Annotated in this window: 21 protein-coding genes; 9 read left to right on the top strand and 12 right to left on the bottom strand. The window is 74.2% G+C overall.

The window, feature by feature from the left end; all coding sequences use genetic code 11:
• Window positions 1-95: 95 nt before the first annotated feature.
• The gene (gene thrS, locus V6U81_RS03870; protein ID WP_334484423.1) at window positions 96-2,099 is read right to left on the bottom strand and encodes a threonine--tRNA ligase; all 2,004 of its coding nucleotides are present in this window, start codon (window positions 2,097-2,099) and stop codon (window positions 96-98) included.
• 220 nt (window positions 2,100-2,319) lie between these two features.
• Here thrS and V6U81_RS03875 point away from each other — a divergent pair, with 220 nt between their 5' ends.
• Window positions 2,320-3,216 carry a DUF1775 domain-containing protein gene (locus V6U81_RS03875; RefSeq protein ID WP_334484425.1) on the top strand — a complete coding sequence of 299 codons (897 nt, stop codon included), beginning with the start codon at window positions 2,320-2,322 and terminating at the stop codon, window positions 3,214-3,216.
• A 2-nt stretch (window positions 3,217-3,218) separates the two neighbouring features.
• On the opposite strand, the gene V6U81_RS03880 is transcribed toward V6U81_RS03875, so the two are convergent.
• Window positions 3,219-4,136 (bottom strand): ADP-ribosylglycohydrolase family protein, encoded by a 918-nt coding sequence (locus V6U81_RS03880; RefSeq protein WP_334484427.1) that lies wholly within the window; start codon window positions 4,134-4,136, stop codon window positions 3,219-3,221.
• 73 nt (window positions 4,137-4,209) lie between these two features.
• Here V6U81_RS03880 and V6U81_RS03885 point away from each other — a divergent pair, with 73 nt between their 5' ends.
• The 3 genes from V6U81_RS03885 to V6U81_RS03895 all read left to right on the top strand — a co-directional run bounded on the left by V6U81_RS03885 (window position 4,210) and on the right by V6U81_RS03895 (window position 6,848).
• A complete protein-coding gene (locus tag V6U81_RS03885) occupies window positions 4,210-4,899 on the top strand; it encodes a response regulator transcription factor (protein WP_334484429.1) in 690 nt (229 codons plus the stop codon).
• Between the two features lie 29 nt (window positions 4,900-4,928).
• Window positions 4,929-6,329 (top strand): HAMP domain-containing sensor histidine kinase, encoded by a 1,401-nt coding sequence (locus V6U81_RS03890; protein ID WP_334484431.1) that lies wholly within the window; start codon window positions 4,929-4,931, stop codon window positions 6,327-6,329.
• A 243-nt stretch (window positions 6,330-6,572) separates the two neighbouring features.
• Window positions 6,573-6,848 (top strand): hypothetical protein, encoded by a 276-nt coding sequence (locus tag V6U81_RS03895; RefSeq protein ID WP_334484433.1) that lies wholly within the window; start codon window positions 6,573-6,575, stop codon window positions 6,846-6,848.
• Here V6U81_RS03895 and V6U81_RS03900 read toward each other — a convergent pair.
• Together V6U81_RS03900 and V6U81_RS03905 are read right to left on the bottom strand one after the other, a co-directional pair.
• Entirely contained in the window at window positions 6,805-7,830 is a 1,026-nt protein-coding gene (locus V6U81_RS03900) for an adenosine deaminase (RefSeq protein WP_334484435.1), read from the bottom strand. The genes V6U81_RS03895 and V6U81_RS03900 overlap by 44 nt on opposite strands.
• Complete coding sequence (locus tag V6U81_RS03905; protein ID WP_334484437.1) at window positions 7,827-8,618, bottom strand: trans-aconitate 2-methyltransferase; 792 nt, start codon at window positions 8,616-8,618, stop codon at window positions 7,827-7,829. Before V6U81_RS03905 ends, V6U81_RS03900 begins: the two co-directional genes overlap by 4 nt.
• Before the next feature lie 85 nt (window positions 8,619-8,703).
• On the opposite strand from V6U81_RS03905, the gene V6U81_RS03910 reads away from it, so the two are divergent.
• Together V6U81_RS03910 and V6U81_RS03915 are read left to right on the top strand one after the other, a co-directional pair.
• Window positions 8,704-9,687, top strand: a complete 984-nt coding sequence (locus V6U81_RS03910; RefSeq protein WP_334484439.1) for an aldo/keto reductase — start codon at window positions 8,704-8,706, stop codon at window positions 9,685-9,687.
• Window positions 9,688-9,775: 88 nt separating this feature from the next.
• On the top strand, window positions 9,776-9,970 hold the full coding sequence (locus V6U81_RS03915) for a hypothetical protein (RefSeq protein WP_334484441.1): 195 nt from the start codon (window positions 9,776-9,778) through the stop codon (window positions 9,968-9,970).
• Window positions 9,971-10,087: 117 nt separating this feature from the next.
• Here the strand turns inward: V6U81_RS03915 and V6U81_RS03920 are convergent, their stop codons facing one another.
• The 7 genes from V6U81_RS03920 to V6U81_RS03950 all read right to left on the bottom strand — a co-directional run bounded on the left by V6U81_RS03920 (window position 10,088) and on the right by V6U81_RS03950 (window position 14,359).
• Window positions 10,088-10,291: a cold-shock protein gene (locus V6U81_RS03920; protein ID WP_030338233.1), complete on the bottom strand. Its 204-nt coding sequence runs from the start codon at window positions 10,289-10,291 to the stop codon at window positions 10,088-10,090.
• Between the two features lie 291 nt (window positions 10,292-10,582).
• Window positions 10,583-10,855 (bottom strand): DUF4235 domain-containing protein, encoded by a 273-nt coding sequence (locus tag V6U81_RS03925; RefSeq protein WP_334484471.1) that lies wholly within the window; start codon window positions 10,853-10,855, stop codon window positions 10,583-10,585.
• Entirely contained in the window at window positions 10,852-11,193 is a 342-nt protein-coding gene (locus V6U81_RS03930; protein WP_334484474.1) for a DUF3618 domain-containing protein, read from the bottom strand. The genes V6U81_RS03925 and V6U81_RS03930 overlap by 4 nt, the downstream gene beginning before the upstream one ends.
• Complete coding sequence (locus tag V6U81_RS03935; RefSeq protein WP_334484477.1) at window positions 11,190-11,624, bottom strand: phage holin family protein; 435 nt, start codon at window positions 11,622-11,624, stop codon at window positions 11,190-11,192. The genes V6U81_RS03930 and V6U81_RS03935 overlap by 4 nt, the downstream gene beginning before the upstream one ends.
• A gap of 172 nt (window positions 11,625-11,796) precedes the next feature.
• A complete protein-coding gene (locus V6U81_RS03940) occupies window positions 11,797-13,029 on the bottom strand; it encodes a mechanosensitive ion channel family protein (protein ID WP_334484480.1) in 1,233 nt (410 codons plus the stop codon).
• Between the two features lie 80 nt (window positions 13,030-13,109).
• Complete coding sequence (locus V6U81_RS03945) at window positions 13,110-13,931, bottom strand: DUF1206 domain-containing protein (protein WP_334484482.1); 822 nt, start codon at window positions 13,929-13,931, stop codon at window positions 13,110-13,112.
• Between the two features lie 62 nt (window positions 13,932-13,993).
• Window positions 13,994-14,359: a hypothetical protein gene (locus tag V6U81_RS03950; RefSeq protein WP_334484485.1), complete on the bottom strand. Its 366-nt coding sequence runs from the start codon at window positions 14,357-14,359 to the stop codon at window positions 13,994-13,996.
• 96 nt (window positions 14,360-14,455) lie between these two features.
• Between V6U81_RS03950 and V6U81_RS03955 the strand changes: the two genes are divergently transcribed.
• Together V6U81_RS03955 and V6U81_RS03960 are read left to right on the top strand one after the other, a co-directional pair.
• The gene (locus tag V6U81_RS03955) at window positions 14,456-15,682 is read left to right on the top strand and encodes a cysteine desulfurase-like protein (RefSeq protein ID WP_334484488.1); all 1,227 of its coding nucleotides are present in this window, start codon (window positions 14,456-14,458) and stop codon (window positions 15,680-15,682) included.
• On the top strand, window positions 15,679-15,966 hold the full coding sequence (locus V6U81_RS03960; RefSeq protein ID WP_334484491.1) for a GNAT family N-acetyltransferase: 288 nt from the start codon (window positions 15,679-15,681) through the stop codon (window positions 15,964-15,966). Before V6U81_RS03955 ends, V6U81_RS03960 begins: the two co-directional genes overlap by 4 nt.
• 93 nt (window positions 15,967-16,059) lie before the next feature.
• Here V6U81_RS03960 and V6U81_RS03965 read toward each other — a convergent pair whose 3' ends face one another.
• On the bottom strand, window positions 16,060-17,547 hold the full coding sequence (locus V6U81_RS03965) for a glycoside hydrolase family 3 protein (protein WP_334484494.1): 1,488 nt from the start codon (window positions 17,545-17,547) through the stop codon (window positions 16,060-16,062).
• A 141-nt stretch (window positions 17,548-17,688) separates the two neighbouring features.
• On the opposite strand from V6U81_RS03965, the gene V6U81_RS03970 reads away from it, so the two are divergent.
• The gene (locus V6U81_RS03970; protein WP_334484496.1) at window positions 17,689-17,814 is read left to right on the top strand and encodes a hypothetical protein; all 126 of its coding nucleotides are present in this window, start codon (window positions 17,689-17,691) and stop codon (window positions 17,812-17,814) included.
• Window positions 17,815-17,886: the final 72 nt, after the last annotated feature.

Consider the following 17,886-nt stretch of genomic DNA (forward strand, 5'->3'; position numbering starts at 1 on the left):
GTCACCGCGGTGGATTCCACCCGTCCGGACCGGCCGGCCGGGTGCCCGGGGTGAGCCGGGCACCTGACCGGCGGCGAGTTGCGGCAGGTCGGGGCTCAGCTCTCCGCGGACGGACCGGAGTTGGCGCGCGAGCCGACCACGTCGAGCACGTGGGTGACCGCCTCGGCCATCGGCACGCCGTTGCGCTGCGAGCCGTCCCGGTACCGGAAGGAGACCGTGCCGGCGGCCACGTCGTCGTCGCCCGCGATCACCATGAACGGGATCTTCTGCTGCTGGGCGGTGCGGATCTTCTTCTGCATCCGGTCGTCGCCCGTGTCGACCTGGGCCCGGATCCCCTCGGCCCGCAGCGCCGCGACGAAGCCGTGCAGGTAGTCGGTGTGGTCCTCGCGGATCGGGATGCCGATCACCTGCACCGGCGCCAGCCAGGCCGGGAACGCGCCCGCGTAGTGCTCGGTGAGCACGCCGAAGAAACGCTCGATCGAGCCGAAGAGCGCCCGGTGGATCATCACCGGGCGCTGCCGGCTGCCGTCCGCGGCCTGGTATTCCAGCCCGAACCGCTCCGGCAGGTTGAAGTCGACCTGGATGGTCGACATCTGCCAGGTCCGACCGATGGCGTCCTTGGCCTGCACGGAGATCTTCGGCCCGTAGAAGGCCGCGCCGCCCGGGTCCGGCACCAGGTTCAGGCCGGACTCCTCGGCGGCCGACCGCAGCGCCTCGGTGGCCCGCTCCCAGTTCTCGTCGGTGCCGACCGACTTCTCCGGGTTGCGGGTGGACAGCTCAAGGTAGAAGTCGTCCAGGCCGTAGTCGCGCAGCAGCTGCAGCACGAACGTGAGCAGGGACTTCAGCTCACCGTCCATCTGCTCCTGGGTGCAGTAGATGTGCGCGTCGTCCTGGGTCATGCCGCGCACCCGGGTGAGGCCGTGCACCACGCCGGACTTCTCGAACCGGTAGACCGAGCCGAACTCGAACAGCCGCAGCGGCAGCTCCCGGTAGGACCGCCCGCGGGACCGGTAGATCAGGTTGTGGAACGGGCAGTTCATCGGCTTGAGGTAGTAGTTCGCGCCCTCCATCTCCATGGGCGGGTACATGCCGTCGGCGTACCACTGGAGGTGCCCGGAGGTCTCGAAGAGCTGGCCCTTGGTGATGTGCGGGGTGTTGACGAACTCGTACCCCGCCTCCTCGTGCCGGCGGCGCGAGTAGTCCTCCAGCTCCCGGCGGATGATGCCGCCCTTGGGGTGGAAGACCGCCAGGCCGGAGCCGATCTCGTCGGGGAAGCTGAACAGGTCGAGGTCCGCGCCGAGCTTGCGGTGGTCGCGCCGGGCGGCCTCCTCCAACAGCTTGAGGTACGCCTTGAGCTCGTCCCGGGTCGGCCAGGCGGTCCCGTACACCCGCTGGAGCTGCGGGTTCTTCTCCGAACCGCGCCAGTAGGCGGCGGCCGAGCGCATCAGCTTGAACGCGCCGATCAGCCGGGTGTTCGGCAGGTGCGGGCCCCGGCACAGGTCCGACCAGCAGACCTTGTCCTCGTTGGCGGCGAGGTTGTCGTAGATGGTCAGCTCGCCGCCGCCCACCTCCATCACCTCGGAGGAGTCCAGCCCCTCCCCCTTGACGTCGATCAGCTCCAGCTTGAACGGCTCGGCGGCCAGCTCCGCCTTCGCCTCGTCCAGGCTGTCGAAGCGGCGGCGGCGGAACCGCTGGCCGGACTTGACGATCTCCTGCATCCGCTTCTCGAGCTTGGCCAGGTCGTCCGGCTGGAACGGCTTGGCCACCGCGAAGTCGTAGTAGAAGCCGTTCTCGATCGGCGGGCCGATGCCGAGCTTGGCCTCGGGGAAGACGTCCTGCACGGCCTGGGCGAGCACGTGCGCGGTGGAGTGGCGCAGCACGTTGAGCCCGTCCGGCGAGTCGAGGCTGACCGGCTCGACGGTGGTCTCCTCGGCCGGCGCCCAGTCCAGGTCGCGCAGCTGACCCTGCGGGTCGCGGACCACCACGATCGCCTTCGGGCCGGTGGCGGGCAGCCCGGCCGCGGCCACCGCGTCGGCAGCCGTCGTCCCGGCGGCGACGACGACGGGGTCGGCCACGACGGGGGTACGGGGTGCGGACACGGTGACTCCTCAGCTGCAGACGGTACGGAAGCGGCCGGTATCCGGCCCCCTGCGATGCTATCTGCCGCCCGTTTCCGCCCGGTCGTCGGGAAAGGAACGGCCCCCGTGTCCTGCCTGGCGGGAACGACGGCGATCCGATTGAACCTTTCCGGCCTCCCGTCCGAACTACCGGGTGTGGCCGGAGCCGGTGCCGGCCGCCTGGAGACGGATGGGGGCACGGATGACGACGACCCGCGGCGGCAGCCGTCGGACCGTACTCGTCCTGGCCGCGGCGGCGGCCGGGCTGCTGGGCTGGCCGGGTGCGGCGCTCGCCGCGGGCGTGACGACCACGCCCACCCAGGCGAGCCAGGGCGACGCGGTCGAACTGGCCCTGGTGGTGCCGGAGGAGCGGCCGGGCGCCCGCACCGAGAAGATCGAGTTCAAGCTCCCCGCCGACGCGCCGATCGGTGAGGTCTACCCGCTCTCGGTGAACGGTTGGGCACCGCTGATCACCACCCGCCGGCCGGAGCAGCGGGTGGAGGGCATCCACGGGTTCAGCGTGGACACGGTGACCGCCTCGGTGGTCTGGACCCGGGCCGCCGGGAAGCTGCAGCCCGGGCCGGCCCGGCTCTCGATCGCCATGGGCCCGCTGCCCCAGGCGGAGCGGATGGCCTTCGAGGTGGTGCAGACGTACTCCGACGGGACGGTGGTGCGCTGGGCCGATCCGGCCGGCGGCGCGCACCCGGCCCCCACGCTGGCCCTGCTGCCCGCCGCCGGCGGGGCGGCGACCGGTCACCACGGCGGCACCGGCGACGCGGGGGCGATGAGCGACCACGGGGCGATGCCGGCGGTGGCCACCCCGGACGTCGCCCCGCCGGCGGACGACGACGGGCTGAACGGGGACGTGCTGCTCGGCGGCGGCCTGCTGATCGGGCTCGGCGGCGGGGCGGCGATCGGCTGGGCGGCGGGCCGGCGGCGCGGCCGGCCCGCGGGACCCGCCGACACCGGGCCGGACGCCGTCGACCCGGCACCGGGAACCCGGACCTGGACCTTCGACGGCCGCACCCCGCCGGACGAGAGCGACACGGCCGGCTCGGCAGAGGGAGTCCTGGCGGACCAGCCGGCGGGATCGCGCTGAGGTCAACCCAGCCAGTCGGGCAGCCGCTCCCGGGCGGCGAGCCAGCCGTCGGGGACGCCACCCGGGGTGCCGACGCCGGTGTACCCGGCCACCACCGCACCGACGATCGCGGCCGTGGTGTCGACGTCGCCGCCCGCCTCGACGCAGGCCTGGATCGCCGTCGGGTAGTCGTCGAGCCGGGTGGCGGCCACCCAGAGGGTGAAGCCGACCGTGTCCTGGGCGGTCACCCGCGAGCCGTTGCCGAGGATCTCCACGGCCTCGGCGAGCGGGCGGCCGAGCAGCCCGGCCGCGCGGCGTACCCGGCGGTGCACCTCGGTGGCCGGGTCGAGGGCGGCGGCGACCGCGGCCAGCAGTCGGGCCGGCTCGGGGCGTACCCCGTCGAGCCGGGCGCGGGCGGCCAGCGAGGCGGCGACCGCCACCGCGACGGCGCCCGCCACCCCCTCCGGGTGCGCGTGGGTGACCTCGGCGGAGGCCCGGGCCTGCGCCGCGGCCCGGGCCGTCGAGTCGGCGAACCAGGCGCCCAGCGGCCCGACCCGCATCGCCGCGCCGTTGCCGCATGAGCCCTGCCCGTCGAACGCCGACGCGGCGGCCACCGGCCACGGGGTGCCGGCACGGATCAGCTCCAGGATTTCCACCGCGCCGGCGCCGTAGCGGCGGGCCGGGTCGTACCGGGTGGCGAAGGAGGCGGCGAGCGCGTCCCGGTCGATCTCGCCGTGCGTGACGAGCGTGTCCAGCACCGAGCAGGCCATCTCGGTGTCGTCGCTCCACGGCCACGAGCCGGCTGGCAGGTCGTCGTGCCAGGGCGCGGACGGCCGGCCGGGGACGAAGAAGAGCGCCCCCAGCGCGTCGCCGACGGAGAGGCCGGCGAGACTGTCCCGGGCCAGCGCCGCCCGGGCGTCGGGAAAGAGGGTGAACGACATCGTCGTGCCAGCTTGCCCGGTTCGGGCCGCTGCCGCAACGCGATCAACTTGCCACGGGCAGTACGGTGCTGAGGTGGCCACCGTGCTCCTGGTCGAAGACGACCACGTCGTACGCGGCGCGATGCTGCGGTCCCTCAGCGAGCGGGGGCACGCCGTACACGCCGTCGGCACCGCGCTGGACGCGCTGCGCCGGGTCGCCGCCGAGACCCCCGACCTGGTCGTGCTCGACCTCGGCCTGCCCGACCTGGACGGCTCGGACGCGCTGCGCATGCTGCGCGGCATCACCGACGTGCCGATCATCATCGCCACCGCCCGCGACGACGAGCAGTCGGTGGTCCGGCTGCTTCGCGCCGGGGCGGACGACTACATGGTCAAGCCCTTCACCGGCGCCCACCTCGACGCCCGGATCACCACCGTGCTGCGCCGGGTGGGCCGGGCCAGCCGGACGGTTCAGCCGGCGGTGCACACGGTGGGCGGGCTCCGGGTCGACGTCGGCGAGCGCAGCGCGATGCTCGACGGGGAACTGCTCGCGCTGACCCGCAAGGAATTCGACCTGCTGGCGTATCTCGCCGCTCGACCCGGCCGGGTAGTGTCCCGGCGGGAACTCTTGGAGGAGGTATGGCGGCAGCCGTCGGTCGGCGAGGACCAGACCATCGACGTTCACCTGTACTGGCTTCGACGAAAGATGGGCGAGTCCGCGGCGAAGCCGCGCTACCTGCGCACCGTGCGGGGGGTGGGCTTCCGGCTGGTGGCCCCGGACTGAGGCTGGCGCTGGCCTACCTCACGGCCGGCATGTGCGCCCTGGTGGCGCTGGCGTTCCTCATCCCGCTGGGGATCAGCATGCGCGACGAGGTCCGCGAGGAGGCGCTCGCCGACGCGGCCCGGCGCGGCGCGATGGTCACCGGGGCGCTGGCGGTCAGCACCGACCCGGCGGCCGTCCGGCGGGCGGTGGAGGCCAGCGGCGACGACCCGGCCACCCGCCCGGTGGTGCACGGCCTGACCGGCGACGAGCCGGCCGGGCGCGCCGCCGACGACGACCTGGACCGGGCCCGCAGTGAGCAGAAGTCGCTGGTCACCGACGTCGACGGCGGGGTGGTCCGACTCGACCCGGTGGTCCTCGACGGCAAGGTCGCGGTGGTCGAGGTCTTCGTCCCGGACGCCGCGCTCGACGAGGGCGCGGGCGGGACCTGGCTGCTGCTGGCCGGGGTCGCCGTGGCGCTGGTCGGCGCCGCCGTGATCGTGGTCGACCGGGTCGCGGCCCGCGCGGTGGACTCCACCCGGAGCCTGGTCAAGGCCGCCCTGGCGGTCGGCGACGGCGACCTCGGGGTACGGGTCGAGCCGAGCGGTCCCCGCGAGCTGGCCGAGGCCGGGTACGCCTTCAACCGGATGGCCGACCGGCTCGTCGCCGCCCGCACCGACGAGCGGGAACTGGTGGCCGACCTGTCGCACCGGCTGCGCACGCCGCTGACGGTGCTGCGGCTGGACGCCGAGGGGCTGGACTCCGACGACACCAGCGTCGGCTCGTTCACCCCGGCGGAGCTGGACCGGCGCCGGGCGATCCGGCGGATCCGGCAGGCGATCGTCACCCTTGAGGGCGAGATCGACGTGCTGATCAAGACGACCCGCAAGGCGGTGGCCCACGAGGCCGGGCCGGCCGAGTGCGACGTCAGCGAGGTGGTCCGGGACCGGATGGTGTTCTGGGCGGCCCTGGCCGGTGACCAGAACCGGCCGCACCGGGTCAGCGGTGCGCAGCTGCGCATCCCCGCCCCGGTTCCCCGGGCCGAGCTGGCCGCCGCGCTGGACGCGGTGATCGGCAACGTCTTCCGCTACACCCCGCAGGGGACCGCGTTCGAGGTGGCGGTCTCCCGCCGCGACGGGTATGTGGCGATCCGGATCGACGACGCTGGCCCGGGCATCGCCGACCCGGACCGGGCGCTGCGCCGGGGCGCCAGCGGCCAGGGCTCGACCGGCCTGGGGCTGGACATCGCCAAGCGGGTGGCGTTGCAGGCCAACGGCTCGGTGAGCATCGACCGGGCCCGGCTGGGCGGGGCCAGCGTGGTGATGCTGCTGGCCGACCCCGAGGCGACGCCCCGGCAGGTCAACCGGTTCGGTCTGGTCGGCCGGATGGCCCGGGAGGCCCGGGAGCAGAAGACCGGCCGGCGGTGGCCCCGGCAGCGCCCCTCCGACGGCTGATCGACACCGGACCGGGCGGGCGGCTGTGGGCCGGCGCAAGTCTTCCTTAGATCCGGATTAACGACGGCGGTGCGACGGCCGCGGAATGCCATGATTTCCGCAGAACCCATCAGCCCCGCCGGTCTGTCGCCCCTGACACCTGCCGGCCGGCGGAGCCCGTACGCGCGGCGGGAGCACGGTCCCCCCACACCCGCTCCCGTCGCGCGTGCCCCCCTCACCCGCCGACCGTCGTGAGGTGAGCCGATGAGTCCCCATCGCCTGCTCCGCTGGGCCGTCGTGATCGGCGCGGGCATCGCCGTGACGCTGGCGCTCTGGCAGGACCCGGTCCTGGCGTACCCGGCCGGACCGGGGGCGACCTCCGCCGACCTGCCGGTCCCGCCCTGGGCGGTGGCCGTCGCGGCTGGCCTGGCGCTGGCCGCGCGGCGGCGCCGCCGCCCGGTGAGCGTGGCCCGGCCGCGCGGCGTGCCGCGTCGGCTCAGCGGGTCGCGGCCGCCGAACAGGCGTCGATCTCGGCGCTGATCTTCGCCTTCTCCGCCGGCTCGAGGAAGGACGCGGTCACCGCGTCCCGGGCCAGCGCGGCGAGCCGGTCGGGGCCGGCGTCGAGCAGCCGGGCGGCGACGGCGTACTCGTCGTTGAGGGTGGTGCCGAACATCGGCGGGTCGTCGGAGTTGATGGTGACCAGCACCCCGGCGTCGACCAGCCGCCGCAGCGGGTGCTCCTCGATCCGGGCGACCGCCCGGGTGCGCACGTTGGAGGTCGGGCAGACCTCCAGGGCGATCCGGTGCTCGGCCAGGTACGCGATCAGCTCCGGGTCCTCGGCGGCGGAGATGCCGTGCCCGATCCGCTCGGCGCCGAGGTCGCGCAGCGCGTCCCAGACCGTCTGCGGGCCGGTGGTCTCGCCGGCGTGCGGCACCGAGCGCAGCCCGGCCGCCCGGGCCTGGTCGAAGTACGGCTTGAACTGCGGCCGGGGCACCCCGATCTCGGGGCCGCCGAGACCGAAACTGATCAGCCCGTCCGGCCGCTGTTCCAGCGCGATCCGCAGCGTCTCCTCGGCGGCCGCCAGCCCGGCCTCGCCGGGGATGTCGAAGCACCAGCGCAGCGCGATGCCGAAGTCCGCCTCGGCGCGCTTGCGGGCGTCCTCGATCGCCTCGCAGAACGCCGGCGCGGGGATGCCCCGGTGCACGTGCGAGTACGGGGTCACGGTCAGCTCGGCGTAGCGGACCTGCTGCCGGGCCAGCTCCCGGGCCACCTCGTGGGTGAGGATCCAGACGTCCTCGGGGTCGCGGATCAGGTCCACGACGCTCAGGTAGACCTCGATGAAGTGGGCGAAGTCGCGGAAGGCGAAGTACTCCGCCAGCGCCTCGGGATCCGCCGGCACCGGGCTGCGCCCCTCGTGCCGAGCGGCCAGCTCGGAGACGATCCGGGGCGAGGCGGAGCCGACGTGGTGCACGTGGAGCTCCACCTTGGGCAGTGCGGCGATGAAGGCGGACAGGTCGGTCACGGGTTCTCCTCTGCGCGGGCGCCGGTGCGGGCCACCACGAAGATCCGGCGGAACGGGAAGTACACCTGACCCTGCCGCACCGGGTACGCGTCGGCGAGCCGTACCCCCAGCTCGGCGCGGAAGTCGGCCCAGCCGGCGGCGTCCAGCGCGGCCCGCACCGGGCGCAGCGCCGTCCCCTCCATCCAGGCGAGCACCGGATGGTCCGGGGCGGCGGCCGGGAGCAGGTGCACGTAGGTAGTCTCCCAGGCGTCCACCGCGCAGCCGGCGTCGGCCAGCAGCGCGGCGTAGTCGACCGGGTCGCCGACCGGCGCCTCGCGCAGCAGCGGCGCCAGGGTGGCCGCCCAGCGGTCCCGGCCGGCCACCTCGCGCAGCGCCCGGTGCGACGGCGCGGCGAAGTTGCCCGGGACCTGGAGGGCCAGCACCGCGCCGGCCGGCAGCTCGCGGGCCCAGCGGGCGAGCAGTTCCTGGTGGCCGGGCACCCATTGGAGCACCGCGTTGGAGATCACCACGTCGACGTCGGGGCCGGGCCGCCAGTCCCGGACGTCGGCGACGGCGAAGTCGACCGGGGCGGCCAGGGCGGCGGCCCGGTCGACCATCTCCGGGGAGGAGTCGAGGCCGGTGATCCGGGCGTCCGGCCAGCGGGCGGCGAGGGTGGTGGTCAGGGTGCCGGGCCCGCAGCCGAGGTCGACGACGTGGCGCGGCCGGTCGGCGGGCACCCGGGCGACCAGGTCGTGGAAGGGGCGGGACCGCTCGTCCGCGTAGCGCAGGTAGGTCGTCGGGTCCCACATCGCAGCCTCCAAACCGTACGTACGTCTTGCTGCGACCCTACGGGGCGCGCTGCGCGACGGCAAGGCGGTCACTAGGCTCGTCCGAATGGAACAGCGCAGCTTCGCCCGGCTCGGCCGGCAGGTGGGCGTCGTCGGACTCGGCGCCTGGCAGCTCGGCGCCGACTGGGGGCAGGTCAGCGAGGCCGCCGCCCTCGACGTCCTCGCCGCCGCCGTCGACTCCGGGGTCACCTTCCTGGACACCGCCGACGTCTACGGCGACGGCCGCAGCGAACAGCTCATCGGCCGGTTCCTCGCCGGGCGCCCCGGGCACGAGCTGACCGTCGCCACCAAGATGGGCCGGCGGGTCGAGCAGACGCCCGAGGCGTACACCCTGGACAACTTCCGGGCCTGGACCGACCGGTCCCGGGCCAACCTCGGCGTGGACACCCTCGACCTGGTGCAGCTGCACTGCCCGCCGACGGCCGTCTTCGCCGACGACCGGGTCTTCGACGCCCTGGACACCCTGGTCGCCGAGAAGCGGATCGCCGGCTACGGCGTCAGCGTCGAGACCTGCGACCAGGCGCTCACCGCGATCGCCCGGCCCGGCGTGGCCAGCGTGCAGATCATCCTCAACGCCGTCCGGCTCAAGCCGCTGGACCGGGTGCTTCCCGCCGCCGCCGCGGCCGGCGTGGGCATCATCGCCCGGGTGCCGCTGGCCAGCGGCCTGCTCTCCGGCCGGTACGACGAGCACACCACCTTCGCCGCCGACGACCACCGCACGTTCAACCGGCACGGCGAGAGCTTCGACGTCGGCGAGACCTTCTCCGGTGTGGACTACGACCTCGGCCTGGCGGTGGTCCGCCGGCTCGCCCCGCTGGTCGGCGCCGACCGGACGATGGCCCAGTTCGCGCTCCGCTGGATCGTCGACCAGCCCGGCGTCACCGTGGTCATCCCCGGCGCGCGCAACCCGGAGCAGGCCCGGGGCAACGCCGCCGCGGCGCAGGTGCCGCCGCTGACCGCCGACGAGCAGGCGACCGTCCGGGCGGTCTACGACGAGCTGGTCCGGCCGCGGGTGCACGACCGGTGGTGAGCCGCGCCTGCCGGGTCCCCGCCGGGGGGCCGGTCGACCCGCATGCTGACGGCGGGGCCGGAGCCACCGGCCCGCGAAGGGGGGGCCGATGAGGGGCTGGCTCACGCTCACCCTCGGCCTGCTGGCCGTGGTGGTCGGCGCGGTGTGGACGGTGCAGGGGCTCGGCTACGTCAGCGGCAGCGTGATGACCGACGAGCGGATCTGGGCGCTGATCGGCCCGGTGCTGACGCTGGTCGGGCTCGTGGTCATCTGGCGCGGCCTGCGCGCCCGCCGGCGTACCTGACCGGTCGCCGACCGACCCCGGGTACGCGGAAAGCCCCGCGTCCCTGCGAGGACACGGGGCTTCTCGTCGATCCGGGGGGCCGGATCACCCGGGTCGGCGGCTGCCGACCGGCACTGCTCAGATGGGGCGGACCTGCTCGGCCTGCGGACCCTTCTGACCCTGGGCGATCTCGAACTCCACCCGCTGGTTCTCCTCCAGCGAGCGGTAGCCGCTGGTCTGGATGGCCGAGAAGTGGACGAACACGTCAGCACCCCCGCCGTCGACGGTGATGAAGCCGAAGCCCTTGTCAGCGTTGAACCACTTCACGGTTCCCTGCGCCATGTGTATCTCCTTCTAAAACTGGCGGCCGAGCACGCCGTGCGGCCGATTGGCCGTTTTCGAGCAGCGGTGCCTGAGTCGGCCCCCCACAGAGGAGACTTCCCTCAACCCACGCCATCTCTCAACAGCGGGGATCAGCAAACCACGTACACAAAAACTTGGCATAGCCTAACCGACGAATTTCTCCGACATGTGACCTGACGGATGCCTGAGATCCGCTGGAGGGCCTGTCGGGGCCGTGCGAAAGGCCCCCCACCCGTCGATACGGGAGGGGGGCCGTCGGCATCACGCGGGTCAATCCGGCCAGCGGCCGGTGATCCGTCGTACGCCCACCGCTCCGCCCCGGTCGACGGCGGCCCGGACGACCGCGAAGATCGCCCCCTGCAACGCCGCCGCGGCGAGGATCTCGCCCCACTTGCGGTCCTCGTCCGTCGCGCTGGGCGCCTCACCGTCGCCGGCGGTCATCGTCCACACCTGCCGGAAGATCGCCCCGGCGATCGTGCCGGCGGCGAGCCCCATCAGCACCCCGACGGGCTTGTACGCGGCCCTGCCGATGCCCCTGCTCACCTGCGCCTCCCCCGAACGATCAGCAGCACCACCACGGTCGCCACGGCGGCGGCCGCGACCGTCGCCCAGGGCATCGGGTTGGCCCGGACCGCCCCACCCTTCTCGTACGCCTGTGCCCGCGCCACGTCGGCCTTCTGCGCCGCCTGGCCCCGCACCCGGGACACGGTCAGCGCGGCCTGCTCGCGCATCCGCTCCTTCGCCTGCCCGGCGGACTCCCGCAGCCGCGCCTTGACGTCCGCCTTGGCGGCCAGCAGCTCCATGGTCTCGCCCAACTCCACCCGGGTCCGCCGGATCTCCTCGCGGAGCGCCTCGCTGTCGCCGGTGCCGTTGCCCGTCATGACCGTCCCCTGTCCTTCACCGCGGCGGTGACGGTGTCCACGTCCGCCCGGACGCTGCGCACCGCCGCCTCCGGCATCGGCGGGACCGCGTGGCTGACCTGCTTCTTGCCCACCAGCGCCAGCACCCCGGCCAGCAGGAAGAGCACCACCGCCACGATCAGCGCGGCGGCCCACGCGGGCAGCACCAGGTCGAGCAGCAGGATCGCGGTGGCGACCAGCGCGCCCAGCCCGTAGAGTGCCAGCGCACCGCCCCCGCCGAAGAGACCGATCCCGATCCCCGCGTGCTTGCCCTTCTGGGTCAGCTCCGCCCGGGCCAGCGCCAGTTCGTCCCGCACCAGCCGGGAGACCTGCTCGGTGGCGCGCTGCACCAGTTCGGCGGTGGACGGCTCGGTCCCGGTCCGGGACGTGCGGTGGTTCGCGACGTCAGCCATGCTGTCCTCCTTTCATCATCACCGCGCTGTATGCCCGAAGCCGCCGTCCGTCAATCCTGCGCACGGTGACCAACCACATCTGACCGCAGTCCGGGCACGGACGTACGGCGAAACGCGGAAGCGGGTATGACGAAGCCCCCGAAACCGTGGTTCCGGGGGCTCTCGGCGGGGTTCAGCGGCGGGCTTCGACGGGATTCTCGGTGCCGACGAGGGCCTCACCCCGGGCCTCGCCCTCCGGGCCGACGAAGGCCTCGCTGCGCGCGTCGCCGTCGTCGCTGCCGCCGAAGACCCGGGCGTCGTCGGGCACCTCCGGCTCCTGGCGCCGGCGGACCGGCCGACGGGGCTGCACCCACTGCCAGGGCAGCGCACCGGAGGCGTCGCCGATCTCGGTGCGGCTGCGCGGCAGCGCCGTCGGCCGCTGGTCGCGGATCCACCCGACCAGGTGCTCGCGGACCAGGCAGCGCAGATCCCACAGGCTGCCGGCGTCGGCGGCGCTGACCAGCGCCCGGACCTTGACCAGACCGCCGGTCGCGTCGGTGACCTGGAGTACGCAGACCCGGCCGTCCCACAGGTCGGTGCTCTCCACCAGCCGGCGCAGCTCCTCCCGCATCGCCTGCACCGGGACCGCCCAGTCGACGTCGAGCTCGGCGGTGCCCAGCACGGCGGCCTCGGTCCGGGTCCAGTTCTGGAACGGGGTGCTGGTGAAGTAGGAGGTCGGCAGGATCAGCCGCCGGTCGTCCCAGATCTGCACCACCACGTAGCTGAGGGTCAACTCCTCGATCCGGCCCCACTCCCCCTCGACGACCACCACGTCGTCGAGGCGTACCGCGTCGCTGAAGGCGAGCTGGAGGCCGGCGATGACGTTGCCGAGCAGGCTCTGCGCGGCCAGCGCGGCCACCACACCGACCACACCGGCGCTGGTCAGCACGCCGGCGCCGATGCCCCGGACGGCGGGGAAGGTCATCAGCGACACCCCGATCGCCAGGATCACGATCACCGCTATGGTCAGCCGGCGCAGCAGCACCACCTGGGTGCGTACCCGGCGGGCGTGCCGGTTGTTCGGCACGTCGACCCGGAACCGGGCCAGCGCGGTGTCCTCCACCACCACCAGCAGCGAGGCGACCAGCCAGGCGACCGCGGCCACCACGCCGAGGACCAGGGTGTGCAGCGCCACCTGCCGCCAGCCGGCGCCGACGGCGTACCCGGTGGTCAGGCGGACCGCGAACTGCACGGCGATGATCGTGGCAGCTGCCTGGAACGGGCGGTGGGTGTGGTCGGTGAGCTCCGTCATCAGCAGCGAGCGTCGACCGAGCCGGCGGACCACACGGTGCACCACCTCGACGAGCAACAGCGCGATCGCCGCCGCGGCAGCCGCGGCGGCGATCGTCTCGAGGTAGTCCTGCACTGGTTTGTCTCCCTCCAGCCGGGGTGTTCGGTTCCCGGGCAAAAGCCCAATGGTGCCCGGGGATCCCGACATCGACCAGCTCAGACCCTGCGGTACCGGGACTGGAGGAAGCAGTAGACGCCGAAGGCGGCGATGCCGAGCGCCATCAGGGCCAGCACGAACGGGCCCCAGGACTGGTCCCGCAGGGTACGCACGGCACCGTCCAGGCCGCGGGACTTCTCCGGGTCGTACTGCACCGCGGCCACGACGATCAGGATGCCGGCGACCGCGAAGACGGCGCCGCGGGCGATGTAGCCGGCCATGCCCAGCCGACGGGTCAGGGTGTGCGTCTTCGGGCTCATCTCGCCGGTCTTCAGGTTGCGCTCGAACTTCTTCTTGTACCCGTAGATGATCATGCCGATGCCGACGGCGGCGAGCACCAGGCCGGCCAGCCCCACCAGCCAGCGGCCACCGTCGGAGGCCATCAGCTTCTCGGTGAGGGCCTGCTGCTGGTCGGAGGCGTTCGCGCTGGCGTCCTGGACCACCTTGATCGCCGTCCAGGCCAGCCAGAGGAAGACGATCGTGCGGACGACCGAGGCGATCCGCTCGAACAGCCGGTCCTTGTCGCGCAGGGCGCGATGCCCGACGGCCGCCTCGAGCGCCTGCCAGATGGCCATGGCGATCAGGCCGACCGCGATGGCGACCAGCAGCGCCTTCCCCATGGGCTGGGCGCCCAGCGTACGCAGCGCACCGTTCTGGTTCCCCTCCTCGCCGGACTTGCCGAAGGCGATCTGGAGGATGAGCCAGGCGAAGAGCAGGTGCACGATCCCGTAGCCGATGAAACCGGCCCGGGCGAGGATTTCCAGCCAGCGGCTGTCCGCGGTGCGGGCGGCGGTGGCTTCGGCGTTCCCGGTGAGTGACATGGCGCCACAATCTCCGATTGCGAAGATTTCCAAACGTGGTATCGGCGCCGCCCCCGCCCAGGTCAGCTGCTGGGAGTCCGGGCCACGCGGATCTTGACCTGCTGGTCGGTGACGCTGTCCAGGGTGACCGCATAACCGCCCACCTCGGTGGCCTGCTGGCCCATGGTCAGCGAGAGCTGCTCGCCGGCCACCTCGACGGTGACCTGGTCGCCCTGGGCGCCGACCAGCTTGGCCTCGACGCCGAGGATGGTGGCGCTGGCGTCCACGCCCCGGTCGAAGGTCACCGTGCAGGCGTCCAGGCCGCAGTCGGTGTCGGCGTTGTCGGAGCTGCACCCGGCCAGCACGGCCAGACCGAGCGCCAGGCCGGCCAGCAGGCCGGCGGCCCGGCGGGAGGAGGTCAGGGGGAAGGTAGCGGATCGCGTCGTCACCCGGCCCAGGGTACGAGACCGGCGCCCGTCCGGCACCGGCGGAGTTGATCACGGGCGGACCGGTGCCGGGTCGGCCGGGCGCGTTAGGGTCCCGGAATGCCGTACGACATCGCCCGGACCCGGGCCGCCTACCCCGCCCTGACCGAGGGTTTCGCCCACTTCGACGGTGCCGGCGGCACCCAGACCCCGCAGTCGGTGATCGACGCGGTGGCCGACGCGATGGGCCGTGCGCTAGGCAACCGGAGCACCGCCTTCCTCCCCGGCCGGCGGTCGCTGGAGCTGGTCGCCGGTGCCCGCGCCGCGGTGGCCGACCTGCTGGGGGCCACCGGTGACGGGGTGGTGCTCGGGCCGAGCGCGACGGCGCTGACGTACACCCTGGCCCGGGCGTTGGGCGACACCTGGCGGCCGGGCGACGAGGTGGTGGTCTCCCGGCTGGACCACGACGCCAACGTGCGGCCGTGGGTGCAGGCGGCCGAGGCGGCCGGCGCGACCGTGCGCTGGGCGGAGTTCGACCCGGCCACCGGGGAGTTGCCCGCCGGCCAGTACGCCGACCTGGTCGGCGAGCGGACCCGGCTGGTCGCGGTGACCGCCGGCAGCAACGCGATCGGCACCGTGCCGGACGTCGCGGCGATCGCCAAGACCGCGCACGCCGCCGGCGCGCTGGTCTGCGTCGACGGGGTGCACTCGGTGCCGCACGGCCCGACCGATGTCGCCTCGTTGGGCGCGGACTTCCTGGTCACCAGCGCCTACAAGTGGTCCGGCCCGCACCTGGCCGCGATGGTGGCCGACCCGGCCCGCTGGGCCACGCTGCACCCGCAGAAGCTGGTGCCCTCCTCCGACGCGGTGCCGGACCGCTTCGAGGCCGGCACGCCGAGCTTCCCGCTGCTGGCCGGGGTGACCGCCGCGGTGGACCACCTGGCCGGGCTGGACCCGACCGCGACCGGCGACCGCCGGGAGCGGGTCCGCGCCGGGCTGGCCGCCGCCCAGGCGTACGAGGAGCAGGTCTTCGACCGGCTGCTCGCCGGGCTGGCCGCCCGGGACGCCGTGACGGTGTACGGCGCCGCCGCGCGCCGCTGCCCGACGGTCTCCTTCCGGCTGGCCGGCTGGACCCCCGCGGGCCTGGCGGCGGCGCTGGGCGAGGCGGGGCTCTGCCTCTCCTCCGGCGACTATTACGCCTACGAGTACTTCCAGGCGATGGGGCTGCGAGAGACCGGGGGCGCGGTCCGGGCCAGCGTGTACCACTACAACACCGCCGACGAGGTGGACCGGTTGCTGGCCGTATTGGACCGGCTGGCCCAGCATGGGGAGAGAATGTCCAGGTGAGCTTCCTGGTCGAGGAGAACCCCGCCAAGCACCGCTTCGAGATCCTGGTCGACGACGCGCTGGCCGGCTTCACCGCCTACATCCCCCGCGGCGAGGTGCGGGTGTTCACCCACACCGAGGTGCGCCCCGAGTTCCAGGACATGGGCGTCGGTGGCGCGCTGGTCAAGGCAACCCTGGACCAGGTACGGCAGCAGGGTGGCCGGGTGGTGCCGCAGTGCCCCTTCATGCGGGCCTGGATCGAGCGGCACCCGGACTACGCCGACCTGGTGCTCGTGCCCGGGTAGCTGCCGTGGGCCCCGGTCACGGTGCGGCGGGTCGCGGTGTCCGCCTCACTGGACACCGCGACCCGCCGCGGACCGGGGACGGGCGGCCGGCCGTCAGCGGACGCCGGCGAGCAGTTCCACGGCGGCCCGGGCGCCGGCCCGGGTGGCGCCGTGGGTGGCCAGGTGCACCCGCCCGGTGATCAGCTCGGGCACGCCCAGCTCCACCACCACGGCGTCCGGCCGGACGGCGAGGGCGTCGGCCACCGCGCGGCGCATCCAGTCGTGCCGGTGCAGGTCGCGCACGACCAGCACCAGCGGCCGGCCGGCGGCCCCGGCGGTGGAGTCGGCGGGCAGGTCCGCCTCGGCCAGCCGGCGGGTGGTCGTCCCGGGGAGCAGGTCGGCGAGGGGGGCGGCGATCCCCCACGGGGTCTCCGGGCCGATGGCGATGTTGCGCGGCGGGGCGAACTCCACCACGTGCGCGGCGGCGGTGAGCGGGAGGGCGCCGGCGGCGTCGCCGCTGACTCGCAGCGCCCGGCGGGCGGCGGCCAGTCCGACCGGCGAGCCGTCGGCGCCGCCCGGATCCCGGGCCGGCCGCTCGGCCCGGGCGGCCACCGTCCAGGCGGCGAGCTGACCGACCCGCTTGGCGGCCTCGGCGAGGCGTTCCTCGGGCAGTTCCCCGGAGACCACCGCGGCGACGATGGCGTCGCGCAGGTGCCGGGCGGCCTGCTCGTCGGCGCGTTCCCCGCCGACGCAGATGGCGTCCGCGCCGGCGGCGAGGGCGCGCACGGCACCGCCGGCGAAGCCGTACCGGTCGGCGACCGCGCGCATCTCCACCGCATCGGTGACCACCACGCCGGAGAAGCCCAGCTCGTCGCGGAGCAGGTCGCCGAGGATGCGCGGGCTCAGCGTGGCCGGCAGCTCCGGGTCGAGGGCGGGGACCAGCAGGTGGCCGGTCATCACGGCCTGCACGCCGGCGGCGACGGCGGCCCGGAACGGGACCAGCTCCCCGGCGTCGAGGCGGGCCCGGCTGGCGGTGATCCGGGGCAGGTCGTGGTGCGAGTCGACCCGGGTGTCGCCGTGCCCGGGAAAGTGCTTGGCGCAGGCGGCGACCCCGGCGGACTGGAGGCCGCGTACCCAGGCGGCGGTGTGCCGGGCGACCAGGTCGGGGTCGGCGCCGAAGGAGCGGACCCCGATGACCGGGTTGGCGGGGTTGTTGTTCACGTCGGCGTCGGGGGCGTAGTTGAGGGTCACGCCGAGCGCGGCGAGGTCGGCGCCGAGGTCCCGGGCCACCTCCTCGGTCAGCGCCGGGTCGTCGACGGCGCCGAGGGCGAGGTTGCCGGGGCGGGAACTGCCCCGGGCGGACTCGATCCGGGTGACGTCGCCGGCCTCCTCGTCGATGGCGACGAGGACGTCGGGGCGTTCGGCGCGCAGGGTCGCGGTGAGCGCGGCGAGCTGGGCGGGGTCGGCCACGTTGCGGGCGAAGAGAACCACCGAACCGAGCCCGTCGCCGAGCCAGCGGCACACCCAGTCGGGTGCGGTGGTGCCGACGAAGCCGGGTTGCAGGACGGCTGCGGCCAGACCCGCCAGGTTGCGCTCGTTCATACGGCCGACGTACCCCCGTGTCGCGCGGGACGGCCCCTCGCCGTCGCGGTGCTGCCATGGTCACACCGCGCCACGAAATAGTCAATAAACCTTACTGTTAGCCTCCTGGCGCCGCCCGAGGCCCCGTGGGACAGTGCGGGGATGGATCTCCTGCCGCTCGCCGACGCCACCTCAGCGGCCGACGTCCCCGGCGTACGCCTGCTCGGCGTGGTGGTCGGCGGCCTGCTCCTGCTCATCGCGATCCGGGCCATGTTCGGCCGCCGGTGAGAGTGATCCCCGCCGGCCGGGGTACCGCATCCCCACGGCAGGTCCGCCGCGTCCGGCGGCCGACGACGGCGA

This window comes from Micromonospora lacuserhaii, assembly GCF_036902735.1.
In the GTDB taxonomy this organism is placed as follows: domain Bacteria; phylum Actinomycetota; class Actinomycetes; order Mycobacteriales; family Micromonosporaceae; genus Micromonospora.

What these genes read in the sequence shown, in the direction of transcription:
- V6U81_RS03875 (WP_334484425.1), top strand. Translation starts at nt 2,320, where the DNA reads ATGACGACGACCCGCGGCGGCAGCCGTCGGACCGTACTCGTCCTGGCC.
- V6U81_RS03880 (WP_334484427.1), bottom strand. Translation starts at nt 4,136, where the DNA reads ATGTCGTTCACCCTCTTTCCCGACGCCCGGGCGGCGCTGGCCCGGGAC.
- V6U81_RS03890 (WP_334484431.1), top strand. Translation starts at nt 4,929, where the DNA reads ATGTGCGCCCTGGTGGCGCTGGCGTTCCTCATCCCGCTGGGGATCAGC.
- V6U81_RS03895 (WP_334484433.1), top strand. Translation starts at nt 6,573, where the DNA reads ATGAGTCCCCATCGCCTGCTCCGCTGGGCCGTCGTGATCGGCGCGGGC.
- V6U81_RS03905 (WP_334484437.1), bottom strand. Translation starts at nt 8,618, where the DNA reads ATGTGGGACCCGACGACCTACCTGCGCTACGCGGACGAGCGGTCCCGC.
- V6U81_RS03910 (WP_334484439.1), top strand. Translation starts at nt 8,704, where the DNA reads ATGGAACAGCGCAGCTTCGCCCGGCTCGGCCGGCAGGTGGGCGTCGTC.
- V6U81_RS03915 (WP_334484441.1), top strand. Translation starts at nt 9,776, where the DNA reads ATGAGGGGCTGGCTCACGCTCACCCTCGGCCTGCTGGCCGTGGTGGTC.
- V6U81_RS03920 (WP_030338233.1), bottom strand. Translation starts at nt 10,291, where the DNA reads ATGGCGCAGGGAACCGTGAAGTGGTTCAACGCTGACAAGGGCTTCGGC.
- V6U81_RS03930 (WP_334484474.1), bottom strand. Translation starts at nt 11,193, where the DNA reads ATGACGGGCAACGGCACCGGCGACAGCGAGGCGCTCCGCGAGGAGATC.
- V6U81_RS03935 (WP_334484477.1), bottom strand. Translation starts at nt 11,624, where the DNA reads ATGGCTGACGTCGCGAACCACCGCACGTCCCGGACCGGGACCGAGCCG.
- V6U81_RS03945 (WP_334484482.1), bottom strand. Translation starts at nt 13,931, where the DNA reads ATGTCACTCACCGGGAACGCCGAAGCCACCGCCGCCCGCACCGCGGAC.
- V6U81_RS03955 (WP_334484488.1), top strand. Translation starts at nt 14,456, where the DNA reads ATGCCGTACGACATCGCCCGGACCCGGGCCGCCTACCCCGCCCTGACC.
- V6U81_RS03965 (WP_334484494.1), bottom strand. Translation starts at nt 17,547, where the DNA reads ATGAACGAGCGCAACCTGGCGGGTCTGGCCGCAGCCGTCCTGCAACCC.
- V6U81_RS03970 (WP_334484496.1), top strand. Translation starts at nt 17,689, where the DNA reads ATGGATCTCCTGCCGCTCGCCGACGCCACCTCAGCGGCCGACGTCCCC.